20 protein-coding genes are annotated in these 21,395 nt (G+C 74.9%); 11 read left to right on the forward strand and 9 right to left on the reverse strand.

The window, feature by feature from the left end; translation table 11 throughout:
• The first annotated feature begins 59 nt into the window (after positions 1-59).
• A complete protein-coding gene (gene secG, locus BMY88_RS01135; protein ID WP_091939268.1) occupies positions 60-296 on the forward strand; it encodes a preprotein translocase subunit SecG in 237 nt (78 codons plus the stop codon).
• A gap of 120 nt (positions 297-416) precedes the next feature.
• Positions 417-758 (forward strand): RNA polymerase-binding protein RbpA, encoded by a 342-nt coding sequence (locus BMY88_RS01140; protein ID WP_091939270.1) that lies wholly within the window; start codon positions 417-419, stop codon positions 756-758.
• A gap of 8 nt (positions 759-766) precedes the next feature.
• Here BMY88_RS01140 and BMY88_RS01145 read toward each other — a convergent pair whose 3' ends face one another.
• The 6 genes from BMY88_RS01145 to tkt all read right to left on the reverse strand — a co-directional run bounded on the left by BMY88_RS01145 (position 767) and on the right by tkt (position 7,898).
• Positions 767-946 (reverse strand): hypothetical protein, encoded by a 180-nt coding sequence (locus tag BMY88_RS01145; protein ID WP_091939271.1) that lies wholly within the window; start codon positions 944-946, stop codon positions 767-769.
• An 88-nt stretch (positions 947-1,034) separates the two neighbouring features.
• Positions 1,035-1,826: a 6-phosphogluconolactonase gene (pgl, locus tag BMY88_RS01150; protein ID WP_091939273.1), complete on the reverse strand. Its 792-nt coding sequence runs from the start codon at positions 1,824-1,826 to the stop codon at positions 1,035-1,037.
• Positions 1,823-2,881, reverse strand: coding sequence for a glucose-6-phosphate dehydrogenase assembly protein OpcA (locus BMY88_RS01155; protein WP_091939275.1), 1,059 nt, complete (start codon positions 2,879-2,881; stop codon positions 1,823-1,825). The genes pgl and BMY88_RS01155 overlap by 4 nt, the downstream gene beginning before the upstream one ends.
• A gap of 40 nt (positions 2,882-2,921) precedes the next feature.
• A complete protein-coding gene (gene zwf, locus BMY88_RS01160) occupies positions 2,922-4,424 on the reverse strand; it encodes a glucose-6-phosphate dehydrogenase (protein WP_244524387.1) in 1,503 nt (500 codons plus the stop codon).
• Positions 4,425-4,535: 111 nt separating this feature from the next.
• Positions 4,536-5,642: a transaldolase gene (gene tal / locus BMY88_RS01165; protein WP_091939279.1), complete on the reverse strand. Its 1,107-nt coding sequence runs from the start codon at positions 5,640-5,642 to the stop codon at positions 4,536-4,538.
• A 33-nt stretch (positions 5,643-5,675) separates the two neighbouring features.
• On the reverse strand, positions 5,676-7,898 hold the full coding sequence (gene tkt, locus BMY88_RS01170; protein WP_091939281.1) for a transketolase: 2,223 nt from the start codon (positions 7,896-7,898) through the stop codon (positions 5,676-5,678).
• Positions 7,899-8,250: 352 nt separating this feature from the next.
• Here tkt and BMY88_RS01175 point away from each other — a divergent pair, with 352 nt between their 5' ends.
• A complete protein-coding gene (locus BMY88_RS01175; RefSeq protein ID WP_091939284.1) occupies positions 8,251-9,168 on the forward strand; it encodes a heme o synthase in 918 nt (305 codons plus the stop codon).
• A gap of 104 nt (positions 9,169-9,272) precedes the next feature.
• Here the strand turns inward: BMY88_RS01175 and BMY88_RS01180 are convergent, their stop codons facing one another.
• Positions 9,273-10,241 carry a COX15/CtaA family protein gene (locus BMY88_RS01180; RefSeq protein WP_244524388.1) on the reverse strand — a complete coding sequence of 323 codons (969 nt, stop codon included), beginning with the start codon at positions 10,239-10,241 and terminating at the stop codon, positions 9,273-9,275.
• A 186-nt stretch (positions 10,242-10,427) separates the two neighbouring features.
• On the opposite strand from BMY88_RS01180, the gene BMY88_RS01185 reads away from it, so the two are divergent.
• Genes BMY88_RS01185 through BMY88_RS01220 form a run of 8 tightly spaced genes read left to right on the forward strand, consistent with a single transcriptional unit; the run spans position 10,428 to position 17,346 of the window.
• On the forward strand, positions 10,428-11,255 hold the full coding sequence (locus BMY88_RS01185) for a helix-turn-helix transcriptional regulator (RefSeq protein WP_280138669.1): 828 nt from the start codon (positions 10,428-10,430) through the stop codon (positions 11,253-11,255).
• Positions 11,252-12,685, forward strand: coding sequence for a Fe-S cluster assembly protein SufB (gene sufB / locus BMY88_RS01190; RefSeq protein ID WP_091939289.1), 1,434 nt, complete (start codon positions 11,252-11,254; stop codon positions 12,683-12,685). Before BMY88_RS01185 ends, sufB begins: the two co-directional genes overlap by 4 nt.
• A complete protein-coding gene (gene sufD, locus BMY88_RS01195) occupies positions 12,685-13,974 on the forward strand; it encodes a Fe-S cluster assembly protein SufD (protein WP_091939291.1) in 1,290 nt (429 codons plus the stop codon). Before sufB ends, sufD begins: the two co-directional genes overlap by 1 nt.
• Positions 13,974-14,327, forward strand: coding sequence for a non-heme iron oxygenase ferredoxin subunit (locus tag BMY88_RS01200; protein ID WP_091939293.1), 354 nt, complete (start codon positions 13,974-13,976; stop codon positions 14,325-14,327). The genes sufD and BMY88_RS01200 overlap by 1 nt, the downstream gene beginning before the upstream one ends.
• Before the next feature lie 11 nt (positions 14,328-14,338).
• Positions 14,339-15,127, forward strand: coding sequence for a Fe-S cluster assembly ATPase SufC (gene sufC, locus BMY88_RS01205; RefSeq protein ID WP_091939295.1), 789 nt, complete (start codon positions 14,339-14,341; stop codon positions 15,125-15,127).
• 2 nt (positions 15,128-15,129) lie between these two features.
• Positions 15,130-16,479, forward strand: a complete 1,350-nt coding sequence (locus BMY88_RS01210; RefSeq protein ID WP_280138671.1) for a cysteine desulfurase — start codon at positions 15,130-15,132, stop codon at positions 16,477-16,479.
• Positions 16,480-16,483: 4 nt separating this feature from the next.
• A complete protein-coding gene (gene sufU / locus BMY88_RS01215; protein ID WP_091939299.1) occupies positions 16,484-16,960 on the forward strand; it encodes a Fe-S cluster assembly sulfur transfer protein SufU in 477 nt (158 codons plus the stop codon).
• The gene (locus tag BMY88_RS01220) at positions 16,957-17,346 is read left to right on the forward strand and encodes a metal-sulfur cluster assembly factor (RefSeq protein ID WP_091939301.1); all 390 of its coding nucleotides are present in this window, start codon (positions 16,957-16,959) and stop codon (positions 17,344-17,346) included. The genes sufU and BMY88_RS01220 overlap by 4 nt, the downstream gene beginning before the upstream one ends.
• A gap of 41 nt (positions 17,347-17,387) precedes the next feature.
• Here the strand turns inward: BMY88_RS01220 and BMY88_RS01225 are convergent, their stop codons facing one another.
• The gene (locus tag BMY88_RS01225; protein ID WP_091939303.1) at positions 17,388-19,139 is read right to left on the reverse strand and encodes an SCO7613 C-terminal domain-containing membrane protein; all 1,752 of its coding nucleotides are present in this window, start codon (positions 19,137-19,139) and stop codon (positions 17,388-17,390) included.
• A 44-nt stretch (positions 19,140-19,183) separates the two neighbouring features.
• The gene (locus BMY88_RS01230; protein ID WP_091939305.1) at positions 19,184-21,382 is read right to left on the reverse strand and encodes a DUF2157 domain-containing protein; all 2,199 of its coding nucleotides are present in this window, start codon (positions 21,380-21,382) and stop codon (positions 19,184-19,186) included.
• Between the last annotated feature and the right edge of the window lie 13 nt (positions 21,383-21,395).

A 21,395-nucleotide genomic window follows, 5' to 3' on the forward strand; every position in this document is an offset into this window, starting at 1 on the left:
GCGGCCCGCGTGCCGGGTCGTTGGCGGGAGCACCGCACCGGCTCGGCTACCCTGGACCCATGGTCGAGCTGGTCCTCAACGTGCTGCTGGTGCTCACCAGCGTGCTCCTCGTGGTGCTGATCCTGCTGCATCGCGGGAAGGGCGGCGGCCTGTCCTCCATGTTCGGCGGGGCGGCGTCCTCGTCGCTGTCCGGCTCGTCGGTCGTCGAGAAGAACCTGAACCGGCTGACCGTGTTCACCGGTCTCATCTGGGCCGTGTGCATCGTCGGCCTGGGCATCCTGCTCAAGGCGAACTAGGAGCTCCGCGGCCGATCCCGCGCGAAAACGTGACCTGGAACGCCCACTCCAGGCCCTAGACTTCCGACGGCGGCGCGTCCAGCGCCGTCTGCGATCGGGACCGGAGTCCAGGGGGCGCTCGTGGCTGGTGGCAACGCGATCCGCGGCACGCGGGTCGGTGCGGGTCCGATGGGTGAGGCCGAGCGCGGCGAGGCCGCGCCCCGCCGGCGGGTGGCCTTCTGGTGCGCCCAGGCGCACGAGACGCGGGTGTCGTTCGCGTCCGAGGCCGACGTCCCCGAGCTGTGGGACTGCCCGCGCTGCGGGCTGCCGGCCGGCCAGGACCAGGCGGCGCCGCCGCCGGCCCCGCGCACCGAGCCGTACAAGACACACCTGGCGTACGTGCGCGAGCGGCGGACCGACGCCGACGGCGACGCGCTGCTCGAGGAGGCGCTCGCCAAGCTCCGGGCCCGCCGCGGCGCCTGACGGCAGCCTCAGCAGCCGTCCTCGATCGGGCTGGGCCGCCAGGCGGCGACCCGGAAGTCCCAGTACCGCGGGCGCTGGTCGACCGGCTCCGGCGGGACGATCGGGCTGCTCGGCGCGGCCGGCGCGACGATCTCCAGCGGCCGGAGGTCGTCGTCGGAGGTGTGGGTGCGGGTCAGGACGGCGGCCATGGGGGTCCTCCGGGGCGGCTGATCGGGACGTCCCGAGCCTGTCGGAGGGCGCTTGCAGCCGGCTGGCAGGCCGCTGGCAGCGGGAGGGTCAGCCTCGGGCCGCGGGGAGCCGGCTCGCGGCGGCGGCGTCGAGCAGCCACCGCGTCGCCCGCCGGCCGTGGACGCCGGCGGCCGGGAGCTCCTCGCGGGGCGCGCCGCCCAGCGCCAGCGCCACGGCCTCGGCCTTGCCCTCGCCGGAGATTAGGAGCCACACCTCCTCGGCGCTCGTAATCGCCGGGAAGCCGAGGCTGATCCGCGTCGGCGGCGGCTTGGGGCAGTCGCGGACCGCCACCACCGGGCGCTCGTCGCGCACCGCGGGCGTGCCCGGGAAGATCGACGCCACGTGCCCCTCCGGCCCCATGCCCAGGAGCAGCACGTCGAAGCGGGGCAGCGACCGGCCGTCACCCGCCGCGGCGGCCAGCTCACCGGCGTACCGGTCGGCGGCCTCCTCGGGGCCGGCGAACCCGGCGTCGGAGGCCGCCATCGCGTGCACGCGCTCGGCCGGCACGCCCACCGCGTCGAGCAGGGCCTCCCGGGCGCCCCGCTCGTTGCGGTCGGCGTCGCCGGCGGGGACGAAGCGCTCGTCGCCCCACCAGACGTCGACGGCGGTCCAGTCCACGCGCTCGCGGACGGGCTCGGCGGCCAGCTCGGCGACGTGACGCAGGACCGCGGTCCCGATGCCCCCGCCGGTCAGCACCACCGAGGCGGCGCCGTGCACGGCCTGGGCGGCGGCCAGCCGGGCCACCAGCGCCTCGGCGACCACGCGGGCCAGCCGGTCGGCGTCCGGCTGGACGACGACGTCCGGCACGGGCCGCTCGTCGTCGCCGGGGGAGGAGCTCATGCGACCGGCGCCGCGGGGCTGGACGGCTCCTCGGCGTCGTCGTCGCGGTCCCCGTTGCCGTCGGGACGGGCGGGGTCCAGCCACACGTGCTCGCGCACGGCGGCGCGGTTCGACAGCCCCCGCACGCCGGTGGCCTCCTCCAGCGCCTCGGCGTAGGGCTCGTCCGGGTCGAGCCGGCGCAGCTCCTCGCCCAGCAGGTCACCCAGCGGGCGGTCCGGCAGCGCGACCGTGGCGTCGGGGCGGTAGGGCTGGGTGAGGACGGCGCCGCCGCGCCGGTCGGCGCGGACCGCCACCTCCTCGTCCTGGTCCAGCTGCAGCACCACGGCGTCGACACCGCTGGGGCCGGGCCGGCGCGGGCCCTCGACGACGTCGAGGCCGCAGCCGCAGCGGGAGGACAGCCAGCCGGCCAGCAGCCGCGCCGAGGCGTTGCCCGGGTCGCCCTCCACCCGGCCGCCGAGCAGCCGCACCGCGTCGCCGCGCCGCCCGGAGACCGCGTCGAGCGTGGAGGTCAGTGCCGCGCGCCAGGGGGTGGTCCGGGTCCAGGCCAGGTCGGTGTCACCGGGGGAGTAGTCCTCCGCCCGGGTGCGCAGCGCCGTCACGTGGTCCTCGGCGATGGAGCTGTCGGTGATCCGGCGGTCGGCGATGACCGCCAGCGCGTCGGTCTGCAGCCGCTCGGGCGCAGGGGCGTGCCACCAGGTGACGACCGGGGCGTCGGCGGCCAGGAGCGGCAGCACGACGGACTCGGCGTGCAGGGCCAGGCGGCCGTACATCCGCATGACCACCGCCTCGCCCGGGCCGAGGCGGCCACCGATCAGCACCTCGGCGTCCAGCCGCGGCACCGGCGCGTCGATCTGGCGGCGGACCACCACGAGGATCCGGCAGGGGTGCTGCGCGGCGGCGGCCGTCGCGGCCTCCTCCGCCTCGGCGACGCGGCTCTCGTCGGCGACGACGACGAGAGTGAGGGCGACGCCGGAGAGCACCGCACCACCGGTCCGCCGCTGCGCGGCCAGTTCCTTGACGACGGCCGAGCCGGTGGTGTCCCAGAGCGTGGTCACGCGATCTCCTCGTGAACGGTGCGGGCGTCTCGGGAGGGGGTCACGGCCGCCGCCACCGGCGTCCGTCCGCGGCGAGCATCTCGTCCGCGGCGCGGGGACCCCACTCGCCGGCGCGGTAGGGGTGCGGCCGGCTCCCGGCCCAGAACTCCTCGAGCGGGTCGATCACCGCCCAGGAGGCCTCGACCTCGGCGTTGCGGGGGAACAGCGTGGCGTCCCCGAGCAGCACGTCGAGCAGGAGCCGCTCGTAGGCCTCGGGGCTGGCCTCGGTGAACTGCTCGCCGTAGAGGAAGTCCATGGAGACGTCCCGGACCTCCATGACGCTGCCCGGCACCTTCGACCCGAACTTGAGGGTGACCCCCTCGTCGGGCTGCACGCGCACGACCAGCTGGTTGTTGCCCAGCTCCTCGGTGTCGGTGTCGGCGAAGGGCAGGTGCGGGGCGCGCTTGAAGACCAGCGCGATCTCGGTGACCCGCCGCGGCAGCCGCTTGCCGGTGCGCAGGTAGAACGGCACGCCCGCCCAGCGGCGGGTCTCCACGCCCAGCCGGACCGCGGCGTAGGTCTCGGTGGTCGACGCCGCGTCGACCCCCTCCTCCTGCCGGTAGCCGTGCGCCCGCTGCCCGGCCAGCCAGCCCGGCTCGTACTGCCCGCGGATGGCCGCGGTGGCCATGTCGTCGGGCAGCGAGATCGCCCGCAGCACCTTGAGCTTCTCGGTGCGGATCTCCTCGGCGGAGAACTCGACCGGCTCCTCCATGGCCGTCAGCGCCAGCAGCTGCAGCAGGTGGTTCTGCAGCACGTCGCGGGCGGCGCCGGTCTTCTCGTAGAAGCCGGCGCGGCCGCCGATGCCGACGTCCTCGGCCATGGTGATCTGCACCGAGTCGACGTGGTGGCCGTTCCAGATCGGCTCGAACAGCGTGTTGGCGAACCGCAGCGCCATCAGGTTCTGGACGGTCTCCTTGCCCAGGTAGTGGTCGATGCGGAAGACGTCGTCGGCGCTGAACACCGAGTCCACCAGCTCGTTGAGCTCCCGGCTGGAGGCCAGGTCGGTGCCGAACGGCTTCTCCACGACCACCCGGCGCCACCGCTCCGCCGTGCTCTCGGCCATCCCGGTGCGCTCCATCTGCTTGAGCACCACCGGGAACATCGCCGGCGGGATGGAGAGGTAGAACGCCGCGTTGCCGCCGATGCCGTGGCTGCTCTCCAGGTCGCCGAGGGCGGCGGCCAGCTCGTCGAACGCGTCGTCGTCGTCGAACGCGCCCTGGACGAACCGGACGCTGCCGGCCAGCCGTTCCCACACCTCCTCGCGCCAGGGAGTGCGGGCGGCCTTGCGCGCCGCCTCACGCGCCAGCTCGGCGAAGTCCTGGTCGCCCCAGTCCCGGCGGGCGAAGCCGAGCAGCGCGAAGTTGGTCGGCAGCAACCCGCGGTTGGCCAGGTCGTACACCGCGGGGAGCAGCTTCTTGCGGGCGAGGTCCCCGGTGATGCCGAAGACCACGAGCGCGCAGGGGTCCGGTACCCGGGGCAGCCGCCGGTCCCGAGGGTCGCGCAAGGGGTTGACGATCAATGTGTCCGTCCTCGGAGCCGGAGGTCAGCTGTCAGTGTGTCGGCCTCGTCCAGAGGCTCGTCCCGAGCTTGCGAGGGATGAGGAGGACGAGGTCCTTCATTTCTTGTCCTCGAGCTCGCTCGCCACCGACGCGGTCAGCTCGTCCCAGGAGTCGACGAACTTCTGCACGCCCTCGTCCTCCAGCACGCGGAAGACCTCGTCGAGGTCGACGCCGGCGTCGCGGACGGCCTGCATGACCTCCTCGGCGTCGGCGTAGGCCTTCTGCACGGGGGTGCCCGGCGTGCCGTGGTCGGCGTAGGCCGCCAGCGTCTTCTCCGGCATCGTGTTCACCGTGCCGGGGGCGATGAGCTCGCCGATGTACAGCGTGTCGGGCAGCTCGGGGTTCTTCACGCCGGTCGAGGCCCACAGCGGCCGCTGCGGCCGGGCGCCCTTGGCCTCGAGCGCCTTCCAACGGTCGGAGGAGAAGACCTCCTCGTAGGCCTGGTAGGCCAGCTGGGCGTTGGCGACGCCGGCCTTGCTCTTCAGGGACGCGTCCGCGCCCGCCTTGTCCAGGCGCTTGTCGATCTCGGTGTCCACGCGGGAGACGAAGAACGACGCGACCGACGCGATGCCCGAGACGTCGGCGCCCGGCTCCTCGGCCAGCCGCTGCTCGAGCCCGGACAGGTACGCGTCCATGACCTTCCGGTAGCGGTCGGGGCTGAAGATCAAGGTGACGTTGACACTGATGCCGCGCGAGATCGAGGTCTGGATGGCCGGGAGGCCCGCCTCCGTCGCCGGGATCTTGATGTAGAGGTTGGGCCGGTCCACCAGCCACCACAGGTGCGCGGCCTCGGCCGCGGTGGCATCGGTGTCGTTCGCGAGGCCGGGCGCCACCTCCAGCGACACACGGCCGTCGCCGGGTCGGCGCGCGGCGACGGGTGCCAGCAGGTCGCACGCGTCGCGGACGTCGGCGGCGGTGATGGTGCGCAGCGCCTCCTCGACGCTGACCCGCCGCACGGCCATCGCGTGCAACTGGTCGTCGTAGGAATCGGACCCGCTGATGGCCGCGGCGAAGATCGTCGGGTTCGTGGTCACCCCGACGACGCTGCGCTCGTCGACCAGCGACTGCAGGTTGCCGCTGCGGATCCGGTCACGGGACAGGTCGTCGAGCCAGACGGCGACCCCGGCCTCCGACAGCTCGGCGAGCCTCTCGTTCTGTGCCATGGCAGTGCCTCTCGTGGTGGGGACGGCGGTCGCTCAGCGGTCGCCGGTGGGGTGGGGGAGGCCGCCGGTCGCGGCGACCGGGCCGGCCGGGACGGCGTTGCCCGCGGCGGCTGCCGCGAGGCTCTCGCGGGCGGCGGTCACGACCGCCTCGTGGGTGAGGCCGAACTCCTCGTAGAGCACGCCGTACGCCGCGCTCGCCCCGTAGTGCGTCAGGCCCACGATCCGGCCGGCGTCGCCGACGAACTCGCGCCAGCCCAGGGGCACGCCGGCCTCCACGCTCACGCGCGCGCGGACCGTCGGGGGCAGCACCTGGTCCTTGTAGGCCTGGTCCTGGTCGGCGAACCACTCGACGCAGGGCACGGACACCACCCGGGTGGGCACGCCCTCGGCCTCGAGCCGCTCCCGGGCCGCCACCGCGATCTGCACCTCCGAGCCGGTGCCCAGCAGGATGACCTGCGGCTCGCCGTCCGAGGCGTCGGCCAGCACGTACGCCCCGCGCGCCGTGCCCTCCGCGGACCCGAACCGCTCGCGGTCGAACACGGGCAGGTTCTGCCGGGAGAGCAGCAGGCCGGCGGGGCGGTCGTTGTGCTCCAGGATCGTCCGCCACGCGACGGAGACCTCGTTGGCGTCGGCCGGGCGGACGACGTCCAGGCCCGGGATCGCGCGCAGCGCCGCGAAGTGCTCGATCGGCTGGTGGGTCGGGCCGTCCTCGCCCAGGCCGATGGAGTCGTGGGTCCACACGTAGACGACCGGGAGCTGCATGAGCGCGGCCAGCCGGACCGCCCCGCGCATGTAGTCGGAGAACGTGAGGAACGTGCCGCCGTAGACGCGGGTGCCGCCGTGCAGCGCGATGCCGTTCATGATCGCGCCCATGGCGTGCTCGCGGACGCCGAAGTGCAGGGTGCGCCCGTAGGGACCGCCCGACCACATCTTCGTCTGCCGGTTGGCGGGCAGGAACGACGGTTCGCCCTCGACCGCGGTGTTGTTGCTCTCCGCGAGGTCGGCCGAGCCTCCCCACAGCTCGGGCAGCTCCGGGTACAGCGCCGCGAGCGCCTTGCCGCTGGCCTTGCGGGTGGCCACGCCACCCTTCTCGTCGGCCGGGAAGGTCGGCAGAGCGGCCGCGAAGCCCTCGGGCAGCCGCCGCTCGCGCATCCGCTCCAGCAGCTCGGCGCGCTCGGGGGAGGCCTTCGCCCACGCGTCGAAGCGCTCCTGCCACTCCGCGTGGGCCAACTGCCCGGCCTCGACCACTGAGCGGGCGTGGGCCAGCACGTCGTCGTCCACCTGGAAGGCGCGCTCCGGGTCGAAGCCGAGCACCTCCTTCGTGGCGCGGACCTCGTCGTCGCCGAGGGCGGAGCCGTGGGCGGCCCCGGTGTTCTGCTTGGTGGGCGCCGGCCAGGCGATGATCGTCCGCAGCACGATGATCGACGGCCGGGCGGTCTCGGCCCGGGCCGCGGCGAACGCCGCGTCGACCGCGGCCAGGTCCTCGCCGTCGTCGACGCGCTGGACGTGCCAGCCGTAGGCCTCGTAGCGCTTGCCGACGTCCTCGGTGAAGGCGACGGTCGTGTCGTCCTCGATCGAGATGCGGTTGTCGTCGTAGACGAGGACGAGGTTGCCCAGCTGCTGGGTGCCGGCCAGCGACGAGGCCTCGGCGCTGACGCCCTCCTCCAGGTCACCGTCGGAGCAGAACGCCCAGATGGTGTGGTCGAACAGGCTCTCGCCGTCGGGGGCGTCGGGATCGAGCAGGCCGCGCTCGCGGCGGGCCGCCATCGCCATGCCGACGGCGTTGCCCACGCCCTGACCCAGCGGGCCGGTGGTGGTCTCGACGCCGGGGGTGTGGTTGACCTCGGGGTGGCCGGGGGTCTTGGAGCCCCACGTCCGCAGCGCCTGCAGGTCCTCGACCTCGAGGCCGTAGCCCGCCAGGAACAGCTGTACGTACAGCGTCAGGCTGGAGTGCCCCATCGACAGGACGAACCGGTCGCGGGCGACCCAGTTCGGGTCCGTCGGGTCGTGCCGCAGCCACTTGTGGAAGAGCAGGTAGGCCGTCGGGGCCATGCTCATCGCCGTGCCGGGGTGGCCGTTGCCGACCTTCTGGACGGCGTCCATGGCGAGGACGCGCGCGGTGTCGATCGCGCGGCGGTCCAGATCGCCGAAGTCGGCGGGGAGGGTCGGCCGTGGCTGGCGAGGGTCCCCGGTCGGGCTGTCGCTCGCGGCCTCGGCCGGCGCCTCGGCCGGTGTGCTCTTGGTCTCGCCTGTCATCGTGGCGGTGCTCCTCGGTCGGCCGGGTCGGTCGCTCCGGGTCGGGGGGCCGACCCGAGCGGCGGACGGGTGTGCGGTGCGGCGACCTGCCAGGTCGGCCCCGGCCCGTGCCGGACCGACGACCGCGTCGCCCTCGACGCCGTCGTCGCGACCTGGCCCTACCCGCTGCGCCCGCAGCACCAACGTGTCCGACCCTAGTCATCCGCGCCGGGTCTGGGGGCGGCCCCGGGCTACAGTGGCCCCGTTCGCCTCGGCGAGTCCGATCCCCGGCCGGAAGGGACCCCGTGCTGTCTCCGTCCCCGGTGGCGCCTTCCCCGGTGGTGCACCGCCTGCGCGCGCGGACGGGTACCCGGTGACCGCGGTCTCCGAGCAGCGCTCGGCCGCTCCGGCCCGCAGGTTCGCCACCGTCGTGGGCGGCTACGTCGCCCTGACCAAGCCCAAGCTCGTCGAGCTGCTGCTGGTCACGACGCTGCCGGCGATGATGCTGGCCGCCGACGGGTGGCCCGGGACCGGCCTGGTGGCCGCCACGCTCGTGGGCGGCATGTTCGCCGCGGGAGCCGCGAACGTCGTCAACTGCTGGTACGACCGGGACATCGACCGCCTGATGTCGCGCACCGTCGACCGGCCGATCCCCGCCGGCGTCGTCTCGCCGACCGCCGCGCTGGTCTTCGGCGGCGTGCTCGCCGCGGCGTCGCTCGCCCTGCTGTGGGTGGCCACCACGCCGCTGGCCACGGTGCTGGCCGCGGTGGCGATCCTGGCCTACTCCGTCGTCTACACGATGGTGCTCAAGCGCCGGACGGTCCACAACACGGTCTTCGGCGCCTTCCCGGGCGCGGCTCCGGTGCTCATCGGGTGGGCCGCGATGACCGGCTCGCTGGACTGGCCGGCCGTCGCGTTCTTCGCCGTCGTCTTCTGCTGGCAGATGCCGCACTTCTGGGCGCTGGCCAGCCGCTTCCGCGAGGACTACGCGCGCGCCGGCGTGCCCATGCTGTCGGTGGTCGCCGGCCCGGTCAGCGTCGGCCGGCAGTCCGTGGCCTGGGCCTGGGCGACGCTCGGCGCGACCCTGCTCATGGGCTCGCTGACCCCCCAGCTGGGCTGGGCCTTCGCCATCGGCGGCGGAGCGCTGGGCGCCTGGTACGTCGCGGAGTCCCACCAGTGGCTCAACCGCATCCGCAGTGCGGTGCCGGACCGGCCGATGCGGCTGTTCTCGGTGTCGATCACGCAGATGACGCTGCTGTCGGTCGCCATCGCGATCGACGTCCTCGTCTAGGGCGGTCCTGCACGGCGGTGTGCGGTGGGTGACCGTCCCGGCCCCCGAACGGTCCCCGGGCGCACAGTGCGTGTGCCCGCACCATGGCGGCGTGCGCCGCGGACTCAGCGGGAGACGGGGACCTCGGCGCGGGGAGCGGCCTCCAGCGGCAGCTCGGACGCCGGCCCGCGGATCGACCACACCAGCCGCGCGGCGTAGGCGGTCACCAGCACGGCGCCGACCATGTGCAGCAGCACCAGCGCCGCGGGCAGGTGCAGGAAGTACTGCACGTAGCCGACGACGCCCTGCAACGCCAGGACGACCAGCAGGTCGCGGGCGGCCCGGCGGGTGCGGCCGGCGGAGTCGGTCGCGTACAGCGCCACCAGCAGCGCGACCACGAGGCCGACGAGCAGGAAGACGACGTCGGCGTGCAGCTGGCTCACCAGCTCCGGGTCGAAGCCCATCCGGTCGACGCGCAGGGTGCCGTCGGCGTCCTCGGCGAGGTCGCCGCTGTGCGGCCCGCTGCCGGTGACGACCGTGCCCAGCGCGAGGACGGCGGCGGTCGCCACGGCGATGCCGGTGACCAGCAGGGCGAACGGACGACGGACCAGCAGCTGGCCGACGCCGGGCTCGCGGCTGCGCAGCCACAGCACGGTCATCAGCGCCACCAGCACCGCCGACAGCAGGAAGTGCGCGGCGACCGTCCAGGGGTTCAGGCCGGTCAGCACCGTGATCCCGCCCAGCGCCGCCTGGACCGGGATGCCCAGGAAGCCCAGGACGGCGAGGGGTCGCAGATCGCGGCGAGGGGAACGCCACACCACGACGAGCGTGCTCAGCGCGATGACCGCGAGGACGCCGGTGAGCGTGCGGTTGCCGAACTCGATCAGGCCGTGGCCGGCCAGCTCCTCGGTGGGCACGAAGCTCGCGTCGGTGCAGTTGGGCCACGTCGGGCAGCCGAGGCCGGAGCCGGTGAGGCGTACGGCGCCGCCGGTCACGACGATGAGCCCGTTGGCCACCGCGTTGGCGAGGGCGACCCGGCTGATGGTGCGGGGGCCGAACGACAGGGTGGAGAGCGGGGCGGGCAGGACCGGCACGCACCGATGCTAGTTGAGGGACCCCGCTGCCCCCGGGCCTCGCACGCTCGCCGCGGGCCCTGCAACGGGCCGTTCCAGCAGTTCGCCCTCCCGATCGGTGAGGTGGATCACGGGCGGGACGGAGCTCACGCACGGGGTTAGGGCGACCTTGGTTGCGGGGTCCCCGAAATAGGTCACACTCGTGTTGTGGAAAACGAGGATCGGAGCACGCGGCATCGCGTGACCGCCCTCCTGCTCGAGCACGGCCCGCAGACGGCCTCCGAGCTGGCGGGGCGGCTCGGCGTCTCGCCCGCCGCCGTCCGCCGGCACCTCGACGCGCTGGCCGCCACGGGCCGCGTCGAGGAGCGCCGGGGCATGCCGGGTGCCGGGGGCGGCCAGCGCGGGCGTGGGCGCCCGGCCCGGTACTACCACCTGACCGAGGTCGGCCGGTCCACGTTCCCGCACGCCTACGACGACCTGGCGCTGACGGCCCTGCGGCACATCGCCACCTCGCAGGGGTCCGACGCGGTCCGGGCCGTGGCCGAGGCCCAGCTGTCCGGTCTCGAGCAGCGCTGCTCGACCGCGGTCGAGCAGGCCACGGCCGGGCGCGGCGGTGCCCCGGTCGACCGCGCCCAGGCGCTCGCCACCGCCCTGACGGCCGAGGGCTACGCTGCCGCGGCCTCGACCATCGCCGGCGGGGGGCAGCTCTGCCAGCACCACTGCCCGGTGGCGCACGTGGCGGCCGAGTTCCCCCAGCTGTGCGAGGCCGAGACGGCGGTCATCGGCCGGCTCGTGGGCACCCACGTGCAGCGGCTGGCCACGATCGCCCACGGCGACGGGGTGTGCACCACGCACATCCCGGGGCCGCACCTGCCGGGTCCGCGGGGTTCCGTGCGACTCCGGGAGCACACCCGAGCGGGGAACAGAAGCACGCCCGCACGCCCTGTACCCGGTGAGCGGAGAGCGCCGCGACCCGCGACCGCCGCCCCGTCCACCGACTCCACCCAGACCCACCGGGAGAGGACGCCCGCATGACCAGCACCCAGCAGTCCGTGCCGCTGACCCAGGACGAGCAGATCGATCAGCTCGGCCGCTACCAGTACGGCTGGGCGGACGCCGACGTCGCGGGTTCCTCCGCCCGGCGTGGCATCAACGAGGACGTCGTCCGGGACATCTCGGCGCGCAAGAACGAGCCCGAGTGGATGCTCGAGCGTCGTCTCAAGGCGCTGAAGCTGTTCGGTCGCAAGCCGATGCCCGACTGGGGCTCGGACCTGTCCGGCATCGACTTCCAGAACATCAAGTACTTCGTGCGCTCCACCGAGGCCCAGGCGGCCACGTGGGAGGAGCTGCCCGAGGACATCAAGAACACCTACGACAAGCTGGGCATCCCCGAGGCCGAGAAGCAGCGGCTGGTCTCCGGTGTCGCCGCCCAGTACGAGTCCGAGGTCGTCTACCACAAGATCCGCGAGGACCTCGAGGAGCAGGGCGTCCTGTTCCTGGACACCGACACCGCGCTCAAGGAGCACGAGGACCTCTTCAAGGAGTACTTCGGCTCGGTGATCCCGGCCGGCGACAACAAGTTCGCCGCGCTGAACACCGCGGTGTGGTCCGGCGGCTCGTTCATCTACGTGCCGAAGGGCGTGCACGTCGAGATCCCGCTGCAGGCCTACTTCCGGATCAACACCGAGAACATGGGCCAGTTCGAGCGGACGCTCATGATCATCGACGAGGGTGCCTACGTGCACTACGTCGAGGGCTGCACCGCGCCGATCTACAAGTCCGACTCGCTGCACTCCGCGGTGGTCGAGATCATCGTGAAGAAGAACGCGCGCTGCCGGTACACGACCATCCAGAACTGGTCGAACAACGTCTACAACCTGGTCACCAAGCGGGCGATCGCCCACGAGGGCGCGACCATGGAGTGGGTCGACGGCAACATCGGTTCCAAGGTGACCATGAAGTACCCGGCCGTCTGGATGACCGGCCAGCACGCCAAGGGCGAGGTGCTGTCGATCGCCTTCGCCGGCGAGGGCCAGCACCAGGACGCGGGCGCGAAGATGGTGCACGCGGCGCCGAACACGTCGTCGAACATCATCAGCAAGTCGGTGGCGCGCGGCGGCGGTCGCACGTCCTACCGCGGCCTGGTGCAGATCGACGAGGGCGCTCACGGCTCCCGGTCGACGGTGAAGTGCGACGCGCTGCTGGTCGACACGATCAGCCGGTCGGACACCTACCCCTACGTCGACGTCCGCGAGGACGACGTCTCCATGGGCCACGAGGCCACGGTCTCCCGCGTCAGCGAGGACCAGCTGTTCTACCTGATGAGCCGCGGCATGACCGAGGAAGAGGCCATGGCGATGGTGGTGCGCGGCTTCGTGGAGCCGATCGCCCGCGAGCTGCCGATGGAGTACGCCCTCGAGCTCAACCGCCTGATCGAGCTGCAGATGGAAGGTGCCGTCGGCTGATGCCGGAGAGCTCTGAGACCACCACCCTCGCCGGCGAGCTCTTCGCTCCGGGCGTGGGCGCACAGGCCGGCCCGCCGACCACCCCGGCGGCCGGTACCGGCTCCGCCGGGGAGGCGGCGCCCGGCGCGCACAGCTCCGGCGGACCGACCCCGACCGGCTCGCCGGCCGAGCGGTTCACCGCCACCGACCCGGAGGCGTTCGGCGACCCCACCGGCCGCGAGGAGGACTGGCGCTTCACCCCGATGCGCCGGATCCGCCCGCTGCTGCAGGGCGCGCCGTCCGACGCCGCCCTGGAGTGGGACGCCGACCTGCCCGACGGGGTCGAGCTGACCCGCGTCGAGGCCGGCGACCCCCTGCTCAAGGGCCTGCCAGAGCCGGCCGACCGGCTGGCCGCGCTCACCCGGCAGCGCAGCGGCGGCGCCGCGGTCGTGCGCGTGCCCGCCGAGGCGCAGCCGGACCGGCCGGTCACCCTGCGGCTGACCGGCACCGGCGGCGACGACGTCGTCTGGGGGCAGCTGGTCGTCGAGGTCGGCGCGTTCGCGCAGGTCACCGTCGTCCTGGACCACAGCGGCTCCGCGCGCTACTCCGGGGGTGTCAGCGTCCTCGCCGGCGACGGGGCCCACGTCCGGCTCGTCTCGGTGCAGGACTGGGCGCCCGGCAGCGTCCACGGCGGCCAGTACGACACCGTCGTCGGCCGCGACGCCACGGTCGAGCAGGTCGTGGTCACCCTCGGCGGCGACCTCGTGCGGCTGGTCAGCAACGTGACCTACGCCGGCCCCGGCGGCACGGCCGAGCTCCTCGGCGTCTACTTCGCCGACGAGACCCAGCACCAGGAGCACCGCCTCTGGGTCGACCACTCGGTCCCGCACTGCCGCAGCAACGTGCTCTACAAGGGCGCGCTGCAGGGCGAGCAGGCGCACACGGTGTGGGTCGGCGACGTCCGCATCCGCCCGGCCGCCGTCGGCACCGAGACCTACGAGCTGAACCGCAACCTGGTGCTCACCGACGGCGCGCGCGCCGACTCGGTCCCCAACCTGGAGATCGAGACCGGCGAGATCGTCGGCGCCGGCCACGCGAGCGCCACCGGCCGGTTCGACGACGAGCAGCTGTTCTACCTGTGCTCGCGCGGCATCGACGCCGAGACCGCCCGCCGCCTGGTGGTGCGCGGCTTCTTCGCCGACGTCGTCCAGCGGATCGGGGTCCCCGAGCTGCAGGAGCGCCTCATGACCTCCGTGGAGGCGCGCCTGGGTGCCCTCCCGGGCCTGGCCGACCAGCCGGTGGAGGTCTGATGGCCTTCACCCGCCTCTGCTCGCTGACCGACGTCAAGGAGCCCGGCGCGTTGCGCGTCGAGCTCGAGGCCGTCGGCATCGAGGGCCGCGAGGCCGTCGCCGTCGTCCGCTTCGAGGGCGAGGTCTTCGCCATCGAGGACCTCTGCTCGCACGCCGAGGTCCCCCTCTCCGAGGGCGAGGTCGAGGAGTTCAAGGGCGCCCCGACCATCGAGTGCTGGCTGCACGGGTCGTGCTTCGACCTGACCAGCGGCCGCCCCACCAACCTGCCGGCCACCGAGCCGGTCCCCGTCTACCCGGTCCGCGTGGAGGGCGACGACGTTCTCGTCGACGTCGACTCCCCGATCGGCAACTGAGGAGCAGAACAGTGTCCGTGCTCGAGATCCGCGACCTGCACGTGAGCGTGGGGGAGGGCGACGACGCGAAGGAGATCCTCCGCGGCGTCGACCTCACCATCCGCTCGGGCGAGACCCACGCGATCATGGGCCCCAACGGGTCGGGCAAGTCCACCCTGGCCTACTCGATCGCCGGTCACCCCAAGTACACCGTGACCAAGGGCTCGGTGACCCTCGACGGCGAGGACGTCCTCGCCATGAGCGTCGACGAGCGCGCCCGCGCCGGTCTGTTTCTGGCCATGCAGTACCCGGTCGAGGTGCCCGGCGTCTCGGTGTCGAACTTCCTGCGCACCGCCGCCACCGCGGTCAAGGGCGAGGCGCCGAAGCTGCGCACCTGGGTCAAGGACGTCAAGACCGAGATGGCCGGCCTGGAGATGGACCCGGCGTTCGCCGAGCGCAACGTCAACGAGGGCTTCTCCGGCGGCGAGAAGAAGCGCCACGAGATCCTGCAGATGCGGCTGCTCAAGCCGAAGATCGCCGTCCTGGACGAGACCGACTCCGGCCTCGACGTCGACGCGCTGCGGATCGTCTCCGAGGGCGTCAACCGCACCCGCTCCGACAGCGACCTCGGCGTCCTGCTGATCACGCACTACACGCGGATCCTGCGCTACATCAAGCCCGACTTCGTGCACGTGTTCATCGCAGGCCGGTTCGTCGAGGAGGGCGGCCCGGAGCTGGCCGACAAGCTCGAGAGCGAGGGCTACGCGGCCTACGTGAAGGACTCGGCCGAGGTGGCCGCTGCGGAGGCCGCAGCACTGTGACAGTGACCGTCTCGCGTCCCGGTGCCGGGGCGCAGCAGCAGCCCCTCCCGCTGGACGTCGAGGCGATCCGGGCGGACTTCCCGATCCTGTCGCGCACCGTCCGCGACGGGAAGCGGCTGGTCTACCTGGACTCCGGGGCGACCTCGCAGAAGCCGCGCAGCGTCCTGGACGCCGAGCGCTGGTTCTACGAGAACGTCAACGCCGCCCCGCACCGCGGCGCGCACCAGCTCGCCGAGGAGGCGACCGGTGCCTACGAGGCGGCCCGGGCGACGATCGCGGGCTTCATCGGCGCGCGCACGGACGAGGTCGTCTTCACCCGCAACAGCACCGAGGCCATCAACCTCGTGGCCTACGCGCTGTCCAACGCGGCCACCGCCAAGGAGGACGCGTTCCGCCGGTACGCCGTCGGTCAGGGCGACGAGATCGTCGTGACGGAGATGGAGCACCACGCCAACCTGGTGCCCTGGCAGCAGCTGTGCGAGCGGACCGGCGCGACGCTGCGCTGGCTCGGCCTCACCGACGACGGCCGGCTGGACCTCGCCGACCTGGGCACGGTGGTCAACGAGCGCACGAAGCTCGTCGCCGTCACCCAGCAGTCGAACATCCTGGGCACGATCAACCCGCTGGGGGAGATCGTCGCCCGCGCCCGCGAGGTCGGCGCCCTGGTGCTGGTCGACGGCGCCCAGTCGGTGCCGCACCAGCCGGTCGACGTGACCGAGCTCGGCGCGGACTTCCTGGTCTTCTCCGGGCACAAGATGCTGGGGCCCACCGGCGTCGGCGTCCTCTGGGGCCGCTACGAGGTGCTCGACGCCCTGCCGCCGTTCCTCACCGGCGGCTCGATGATCGAGGTCGTGCGGATGGAGGGCAGCACCTTCATGCCGCCGCCGCAGCGCTTCGAGGCCGGCGTCCCGATGACCGCGCAGGTGATCGGGCTGGCCGCCGCCGTCGAGTACCTGCAGCGGCTCGGCATGACGAACGTGCAGGCCCACGAGGAGGCGATCACCGCCTACGCCCTCGAGCGGCTGGCCGAGATCTCCGGCGTGACCGTCATCGGCCCGCCGGACACGGTCGCCCGCGGCGGGGCGATCTCGTTCACCGTCGAGGGCGTCCACCCGCACGACGTGGGCCAGGTGCTCGACGACGAGGGCATCGCCGTCCGGGTCGGGCACCACTGCGCCTGGCCGGTGGTGCGCCGCTACGGCGTCCCGGCGACCACGCGCGCCACGTTCTACGTGCACACCGGCTACGACGACGTCGACGCGCTCGCCGACGGCATCCGGAAGGCGCAGCGGTTCTTCGGTGTTGTGCCTGCCGAGGCGGCCCCGCCGGCCGGACCGACCAGGGAGGCCTGAGCGCGTGCAGCTCGAGTCGATGTACCAGGAGATCATCCTGGACCACTACCGGAACCCGCACGGCCGCGGCCTGCGCGAGCCGTTCGAGGCCGAGGTCCACCACGTAAACCCCACCTGCGGCGACGAGGTGACCCTCCGGGTGCACCTGGAGGGCGAGACCATCGCCGACGTCTCCTACGAGGGCATGGGCTGCTCGATCAGCCAGGCGTCGGTCTCGGCGATGTACGACCTCGTCATCGGCAAGACCGTGCCGCAGGCCCTGGAGACCGGCGACCACTTCGTGACCCTGATGCAGAGCAAGGGCGACGCGGCGGTGGCCGAGAAGCTCGAGGACGAACTGGAGGACGCCGTGGCGTTCGCCGGCGTCTCGAAGTACCCGGCGCGCATCAAGTGCGCGCTGATGAGCTGGATGGCCCTCAAGGACGCCAGCGCCCGCGCCCTGTCGATCACCGAGACCACTCCCGCCGGAGGCAAGGCATGAGCCAGGACACCGACGCCACACCCGCGACCGACGGCGCCCCCGCGGAGCTGCCGGCCTACAAGTCGGCGCTGATCGAGGACGTCGAGGAGGCCATGCGCGACGTCGTCGACCCCGAGCTGGGCGTCAACGTCGTCGACCTGGGGCTCGTCTACGGGCTCGACGTCGACGAGAACAACGTCGCCGTCATCGACATGACGCTGACCTCGGCGGCCTGCCCGCTGACCGACGTGATCGAGGACCAGGCCCGCACGGCGCTGACCGGCGGCCCCGGCCCCGGCCTCGTGGACGACATCCGCATCAACTGGGTCTGGATGCCGCCGTGGGGCCCGGACAAGATCACCGACGACGGTCGGGAGCAGCTGCGGGCCCTCGGCTTCCGCGTCTGAGCCGCACCGCATGAGCCGGTCCGCCACCTCGGCGGGCCGGCTCAGCGCATGTCGGCCAGGCGCGCGGCGAACCCGCCGACCGGGCGCAGCTCCCGCCGGGCGCCGAGGACCAGCAGGGCGACCCCGGCCAGCAGCGCGCCGGCCAGGGGCAGCGGCAGCGACGTGACGGCCAGCCCCGCCGCCAGCGCCACCGCGGCGCCGGCGCCGACGAGCAGCGGCGTCCGCACGCCCGCGGCCGAGCCGCCCACCATCGCGGCCGCGGCGAGCACCAGCACCAGTAGCGGCCGTCCGACCCCCGGCTGCACCACCGAGAGCAGGACCGACGGGACGGCGGCCACGAGCAGCCCCGGCCCCCACGCCGGCCAGGAGGCGCCCCGGGTGAGCTCGGGGCCCGCGGCCAGCAGCAGCCCGGCGGCCGCCGGCAGCGTGTAGGCCTCCAGCGCGGCGCCGCCCGCCGCGGCGGCCGCGGTCCACGCGGCGAGCACCAGCATGATCACGCCGACCACCCGGGCCGGGGCGGCCTCCCCGGCGTCGCGCTGCCCGAGGACGACGGCCCAGCCCCACGTGGCCGCGCCCTGGACCGCGAGGGCCGCGGCGAGCTGCCCGCCGGTCCCGGCGGCCACCAGCAGCGCCAGCGCCGCGGCCGCGGCGGCGGCTCCCGCCGCGACGGCCGGCCGGCGGGTGCCGGGCGCGAGCCGGGCCCCGACGGCCAGGGCGGCGACGTAGAGCGCGGTGAGCAGGCCCGCGGCGGGCGGAGCGGCGAGCAGGCCGGCCGGAACGGCCAGCAGCACGGCCGCGGCCAGGCACCCGACGGCGGTGGGGACGGCGGCCGGCCGGTCCTCGTGCCGCCGGTGCGCGACCGCGACGGCCGGGAGGGCGGTGAGCAGGAGCAGGACCGCGAGCTCCCGCCAGGCCGCCGTCCCGGTGAGCTGGACCAGGGCGCACGCGAGCAGGGTCGTGCCGGCGGCGAGGGCGGCGGGCAGCAGCAGCCCGCGCCGCCAGCCGTCGAGCACCGCCGCGGCAGCAGCGGCCAGCAGCACCCCCGCGTAGCCCGCCACCACCTCGGCACCGGGCCCGGCCGAGAGGGCGCCGGCGAGCGCTCCGCCCGACACCAGCCCGGCGAGCACCGGCGCGGCGCGGGGCGGGCCCAGCAGCGGGCCGATGTGCGGCTCCAGCCGGGCGACCAGGAGCCCGGCCGCCGCGGCGACGGTCAGGCCGGCGGCGGCCATGGCGGCGCTGCCGACGTCGGTCCAGGCTGCGCCGATCCCCGCGGCCACCCCCGCGATCCACCACGGCGCCGTCGTCAGCAGCGCGATCCGCGCCAGCACCCGGCGGGCGCCGAGCACGACCACCAGCCCGGCGAGGGCGACGGCCAGCACGGCGCAGGTCCGCGGCACTCCCGCGGCGAGGTTGGCGACCGCGCGCAGCGCGGCCAGTTGCCCGACCGCCCACGCCCCCAGCGGCCAGCTCAGCGGCCCGGGCTGCAGCCGGGCGACCCCCGCCAGCACCAGCGCCAGCATCGTGGCGTCCGTCGCGCTGCCGTCGAGCAGCGGGCCGCCGTCGTCGACGGCGACCGCGGCGAGGACGACGGCGGTCGCCGCCAGCGCCTCCCGGGTGCCGAGCAATCCGGATCCCGCGGCCCGTGCCGACAGGACCCCGGCCGCGACCGCCCCGGCCAGCAGTCCGGCGCGGGCGCCGGGAGCGCTGCCGCCGACGGCGCCCGCGAGCAGCAGCACCGCGCCGACCGCGAGCAGGATCTGCGGCGGCCGGACGCGGGAGGAGAGGTCCGGCACCCTGTCCACGCTAGGGGTCCGGACCGCTCCCGGCAGGCCCGGAGTCAGTGCATCTGGGCCACCCACGCGACCGCCTCACGGGCCTGCTGCCGGCGGCGCTCGTACGTGGCTCCGAGGACCAGCAGGAGCACGCCCACCGTGCCGAGCGTGATCCAGCGGGGCAGCAGCGGTGTGTAGGGCGTCAGCCGCCCGAGCACCACCCAGGCCAGGGCGCCGGCGCCCAGCAGGAACGGCGCCTGCCGGTGCGTGAGCGTGCCGACGACGGTCGCGGTCGCGGCCGCCGCGACGACGAGCACCAGCCGCACGGCCGAGGGCTCCGAGACCACCGCCAGCGCGGACGGGAGCAGTGCCACGCCGACCGCGGCCCCCTCGGCCGCCCACGACGCGGCGCCGGCCCGCAGCCCGGGCAGCGCGACGAGCAGCAGCCCCAGCGCGGCGGGCAGGGTGTACGCCTCGACCGTCTCCACCCCCGCGCCGCCGACGGCGATCCAGCTCGCGGCCACCCCGTCGGCGACGGCGAGCGCGACGACGGGCGGGCGGCCGGCGACCAGCCCGTACGCGGCGGCCGCTGCGCCGACCACCGACAGCTGCACCGCGATCTGGCCCCAGGCCCCGGTGGGCGCGGTGACGAGCACGGCGAGGAGCCCGCCCGCCAGCCCGGCGACCGCGGCCACCGGCTCCTCCGGACGGTCGGCGCGCGCGGTGGCGATGCCGAAGGCGAGGGCGCCGGTGCCCGCGAGCAGCAGGCCTGCGGCGGCCGGGCCGAGCGCGTTGCCCTCCTCGGCCAGCAGGAGCGCCGCGAGAGGGGCCGCGAGGGCGGCGCCGACGGCCGGGGCGCGCAACGGCTCCAGCCGGACGGCGGCGAGCGCGGCCGGCACCGCGGCGGCCAGGACGAGCCAAGCGAGCGCGGCGGGCCGCTCGGCGTCCAGCAGCAGCACCGCTCCGACCAGGGCCAGGGTTCCGCCCGCGGCCGGCGCGGCGGCGCGTACGACCGGCAGCCGTTCGAGCAGGACCGCCACGGTCAGCAGCGCGAGGCCCAGGGCGGTGGCGATCACGGGCCCGGCCGGGCCCAGCGCGTCCAGCGAGCCGGTGGCGGCCAGGCCGGTCGCCCCGGCGGCGACCGCTGTCGGGAAGCCGGAGTCCGGGAACGCCGCCGCGAGCGCGGGGTGCCGGCTCGCGAGCGCCGCGGCGACCGCGGCGGCCAGCAGGAGACCGGTGGCGGTCCAGGACGGCGCTGGGGAGAACTCCCAGGCGACGACGAGCCCCAGCACCGTGGCCCCGGCCGCCGCGAGCGCGGCGAGGCCCCGGGCGATCCGCCGCAACTGCGGGCGCAGCAGCGTTGCGGCGAGCACGTCGGCCGCCGCGAGCCCGAGCAGGACCGCCACGCCGGAGGGGCCCGCCGCCGCCCCCTCGGGCAGGACCAGCAGCGGAACGGGCTGGGCGGCGAGGAGCGCGACCAGCGGCCAGGCGACGGTGCTGCGGGTGAGGCGGCCCAGCCCCAGCGCGACCGTGGCGACGACGGCGCACGACAGCGCCGTCCACAGCCGCGGCGGTACCTCGGCGGCGCCGCCCAGCCCGAGGGCGTGGGCCGCCGCGAGGTCGACGGCCAGCAGCGCCGCCCCGGCCCCGGCCAGCGCCTCCTCGGTCGCCCGCAGCCCGCGCCGCGCCGACCGGGCCGAGGCGCCGCACAGGGCCGCCGTGACGGCGAGCAGGATCGCGGCCTGCCCGGCGACGCCGAGGCGGTCCCAGGCGACGGCGACGAACGCCACGGCCCCGGCGACCAGCAGCAGCGCACCCAGCCCGAGCAGCACCTGCTGCGGGCTGAGTCGCCGCGCGGGGGCCGCGTCCCAGGCGGGTGGTGCGTCCCCCGCCGGCGGTGCGTCCCAGGCGGGCGGTGCGTCCCACGCGGGCGGTGCGTCCCACGCGGGCGGTGCGGCCCCTGCGGCCGGCGGGGCAGGAGGCGGGGGTGGCGGCGGAGCGGCAGCCGGGGGAGGCGGGGCGGCAGCCGGGGGAGCGGGCGCCGGGAGGCCCATCGGGGTCGCCGCCCGCAGCGTCGCCAGCAGCCGGTCCCGGTCCCGGCCGAGCTCGTCGATCGTCGCGCCGATGCGGGCCACCACCAGGGCCGCCTCGCCGACGGCCGGCAGCCCGCACGTCGGGCACGGCGCGGGCCCGCTCCCGGCCGCCGGCCGCCCGCAGACGGGGCAGAGCAGCCAGGGGGGACCGATCGTGCCCGGCGTCGTCATGAGGGCATCGTCG

The sequence above is a fragment of the Trujillonella endophytica genome (assembly GCF_900110555.1).
In the GTDB taxonomy this organism is placed as follows: domain Bacteria; phylum Actinomycetota; class Actinomycetes; order Mycobacteriales; family Geodermatophilaceae; genus Trujillonella; species Trujillonella endophytica.

What these genes read in the sequence shown, in the direction of transcription:
- secG (WP_091939268.1), top strand. Translation starts at nt 60, where the DNA reads ATGGTCGAGCTGGTCCTCAACGTGCTGCTGGTGCTCACCAGCGTGCTC.
- BMY88_RS01145 (WP_091939271.1), bottom strand. Translation starts at nt 946, where the DNA reads ATGGCCGCCGTCCTGACCCGCACCCACACCTCCGACGACGACCTCCGG.
- pgl (WP_091939273.1), bottom strand. Translation starts at nt 1,826, where the DNA reads ATGAGCTCCTCCCCCGGCGACGACGAGCGGCCCGTGCCGGACGTCGTC.
- tal (WP_091939279.1), bottom strand. Translation starts at nt 5,642, where the DNA reads ATGGCACAGAACGAGAGGCTCGCCGAGCTGTCGGAGGCCGGGGTCGCC.
- tkt (WP_091939281.1), bottom strand. Translation starts at nt 7,898, where the DNA reads ATGACAGGCGAGACCAAGAGCACACCGGCCGAGGCGCCGGCCGAGGCC.
- sufB (WP_091939289.1), top strand. Translation starts at nt 11,252, where the DNA reads ATGACCAGCACCCAGCAGTCCGTGCCGCTGACCCAGGACGAGCAGATC.
- sufD (WP_091939291.1), top strand. Translation starts at nt 12,685, where the DNA reads ATGCCGGAGAGCTCTGAGACCACCACCCTCGCCGGCGAGCTCTTCGCT.
- BMY88_RS01200 (WP_091939293.1), top strand. Translation starts at nt 13,974, where the DNA reads ATGGCCTTCACCCGCCTCTGCTCGCTGACCGACGTCAAGGAGCCCGGC.
- BMY88_RS01220 (WP_091939301.1), top strand. Translation starts at nt 16,957, where the DNA reads ATGAGCCAGGACACCGACGCCACACCCGCGACCGACGGCGCCCCCGCG.
- BMY88_RS01230 (WP_091939305.1), bottom strand. Translation starts at nt 21,382, where the DNA reads ATGACGACGCCGGGCACGATCGGTCCCCCCTGGCTGCTCTGCCCCGTC.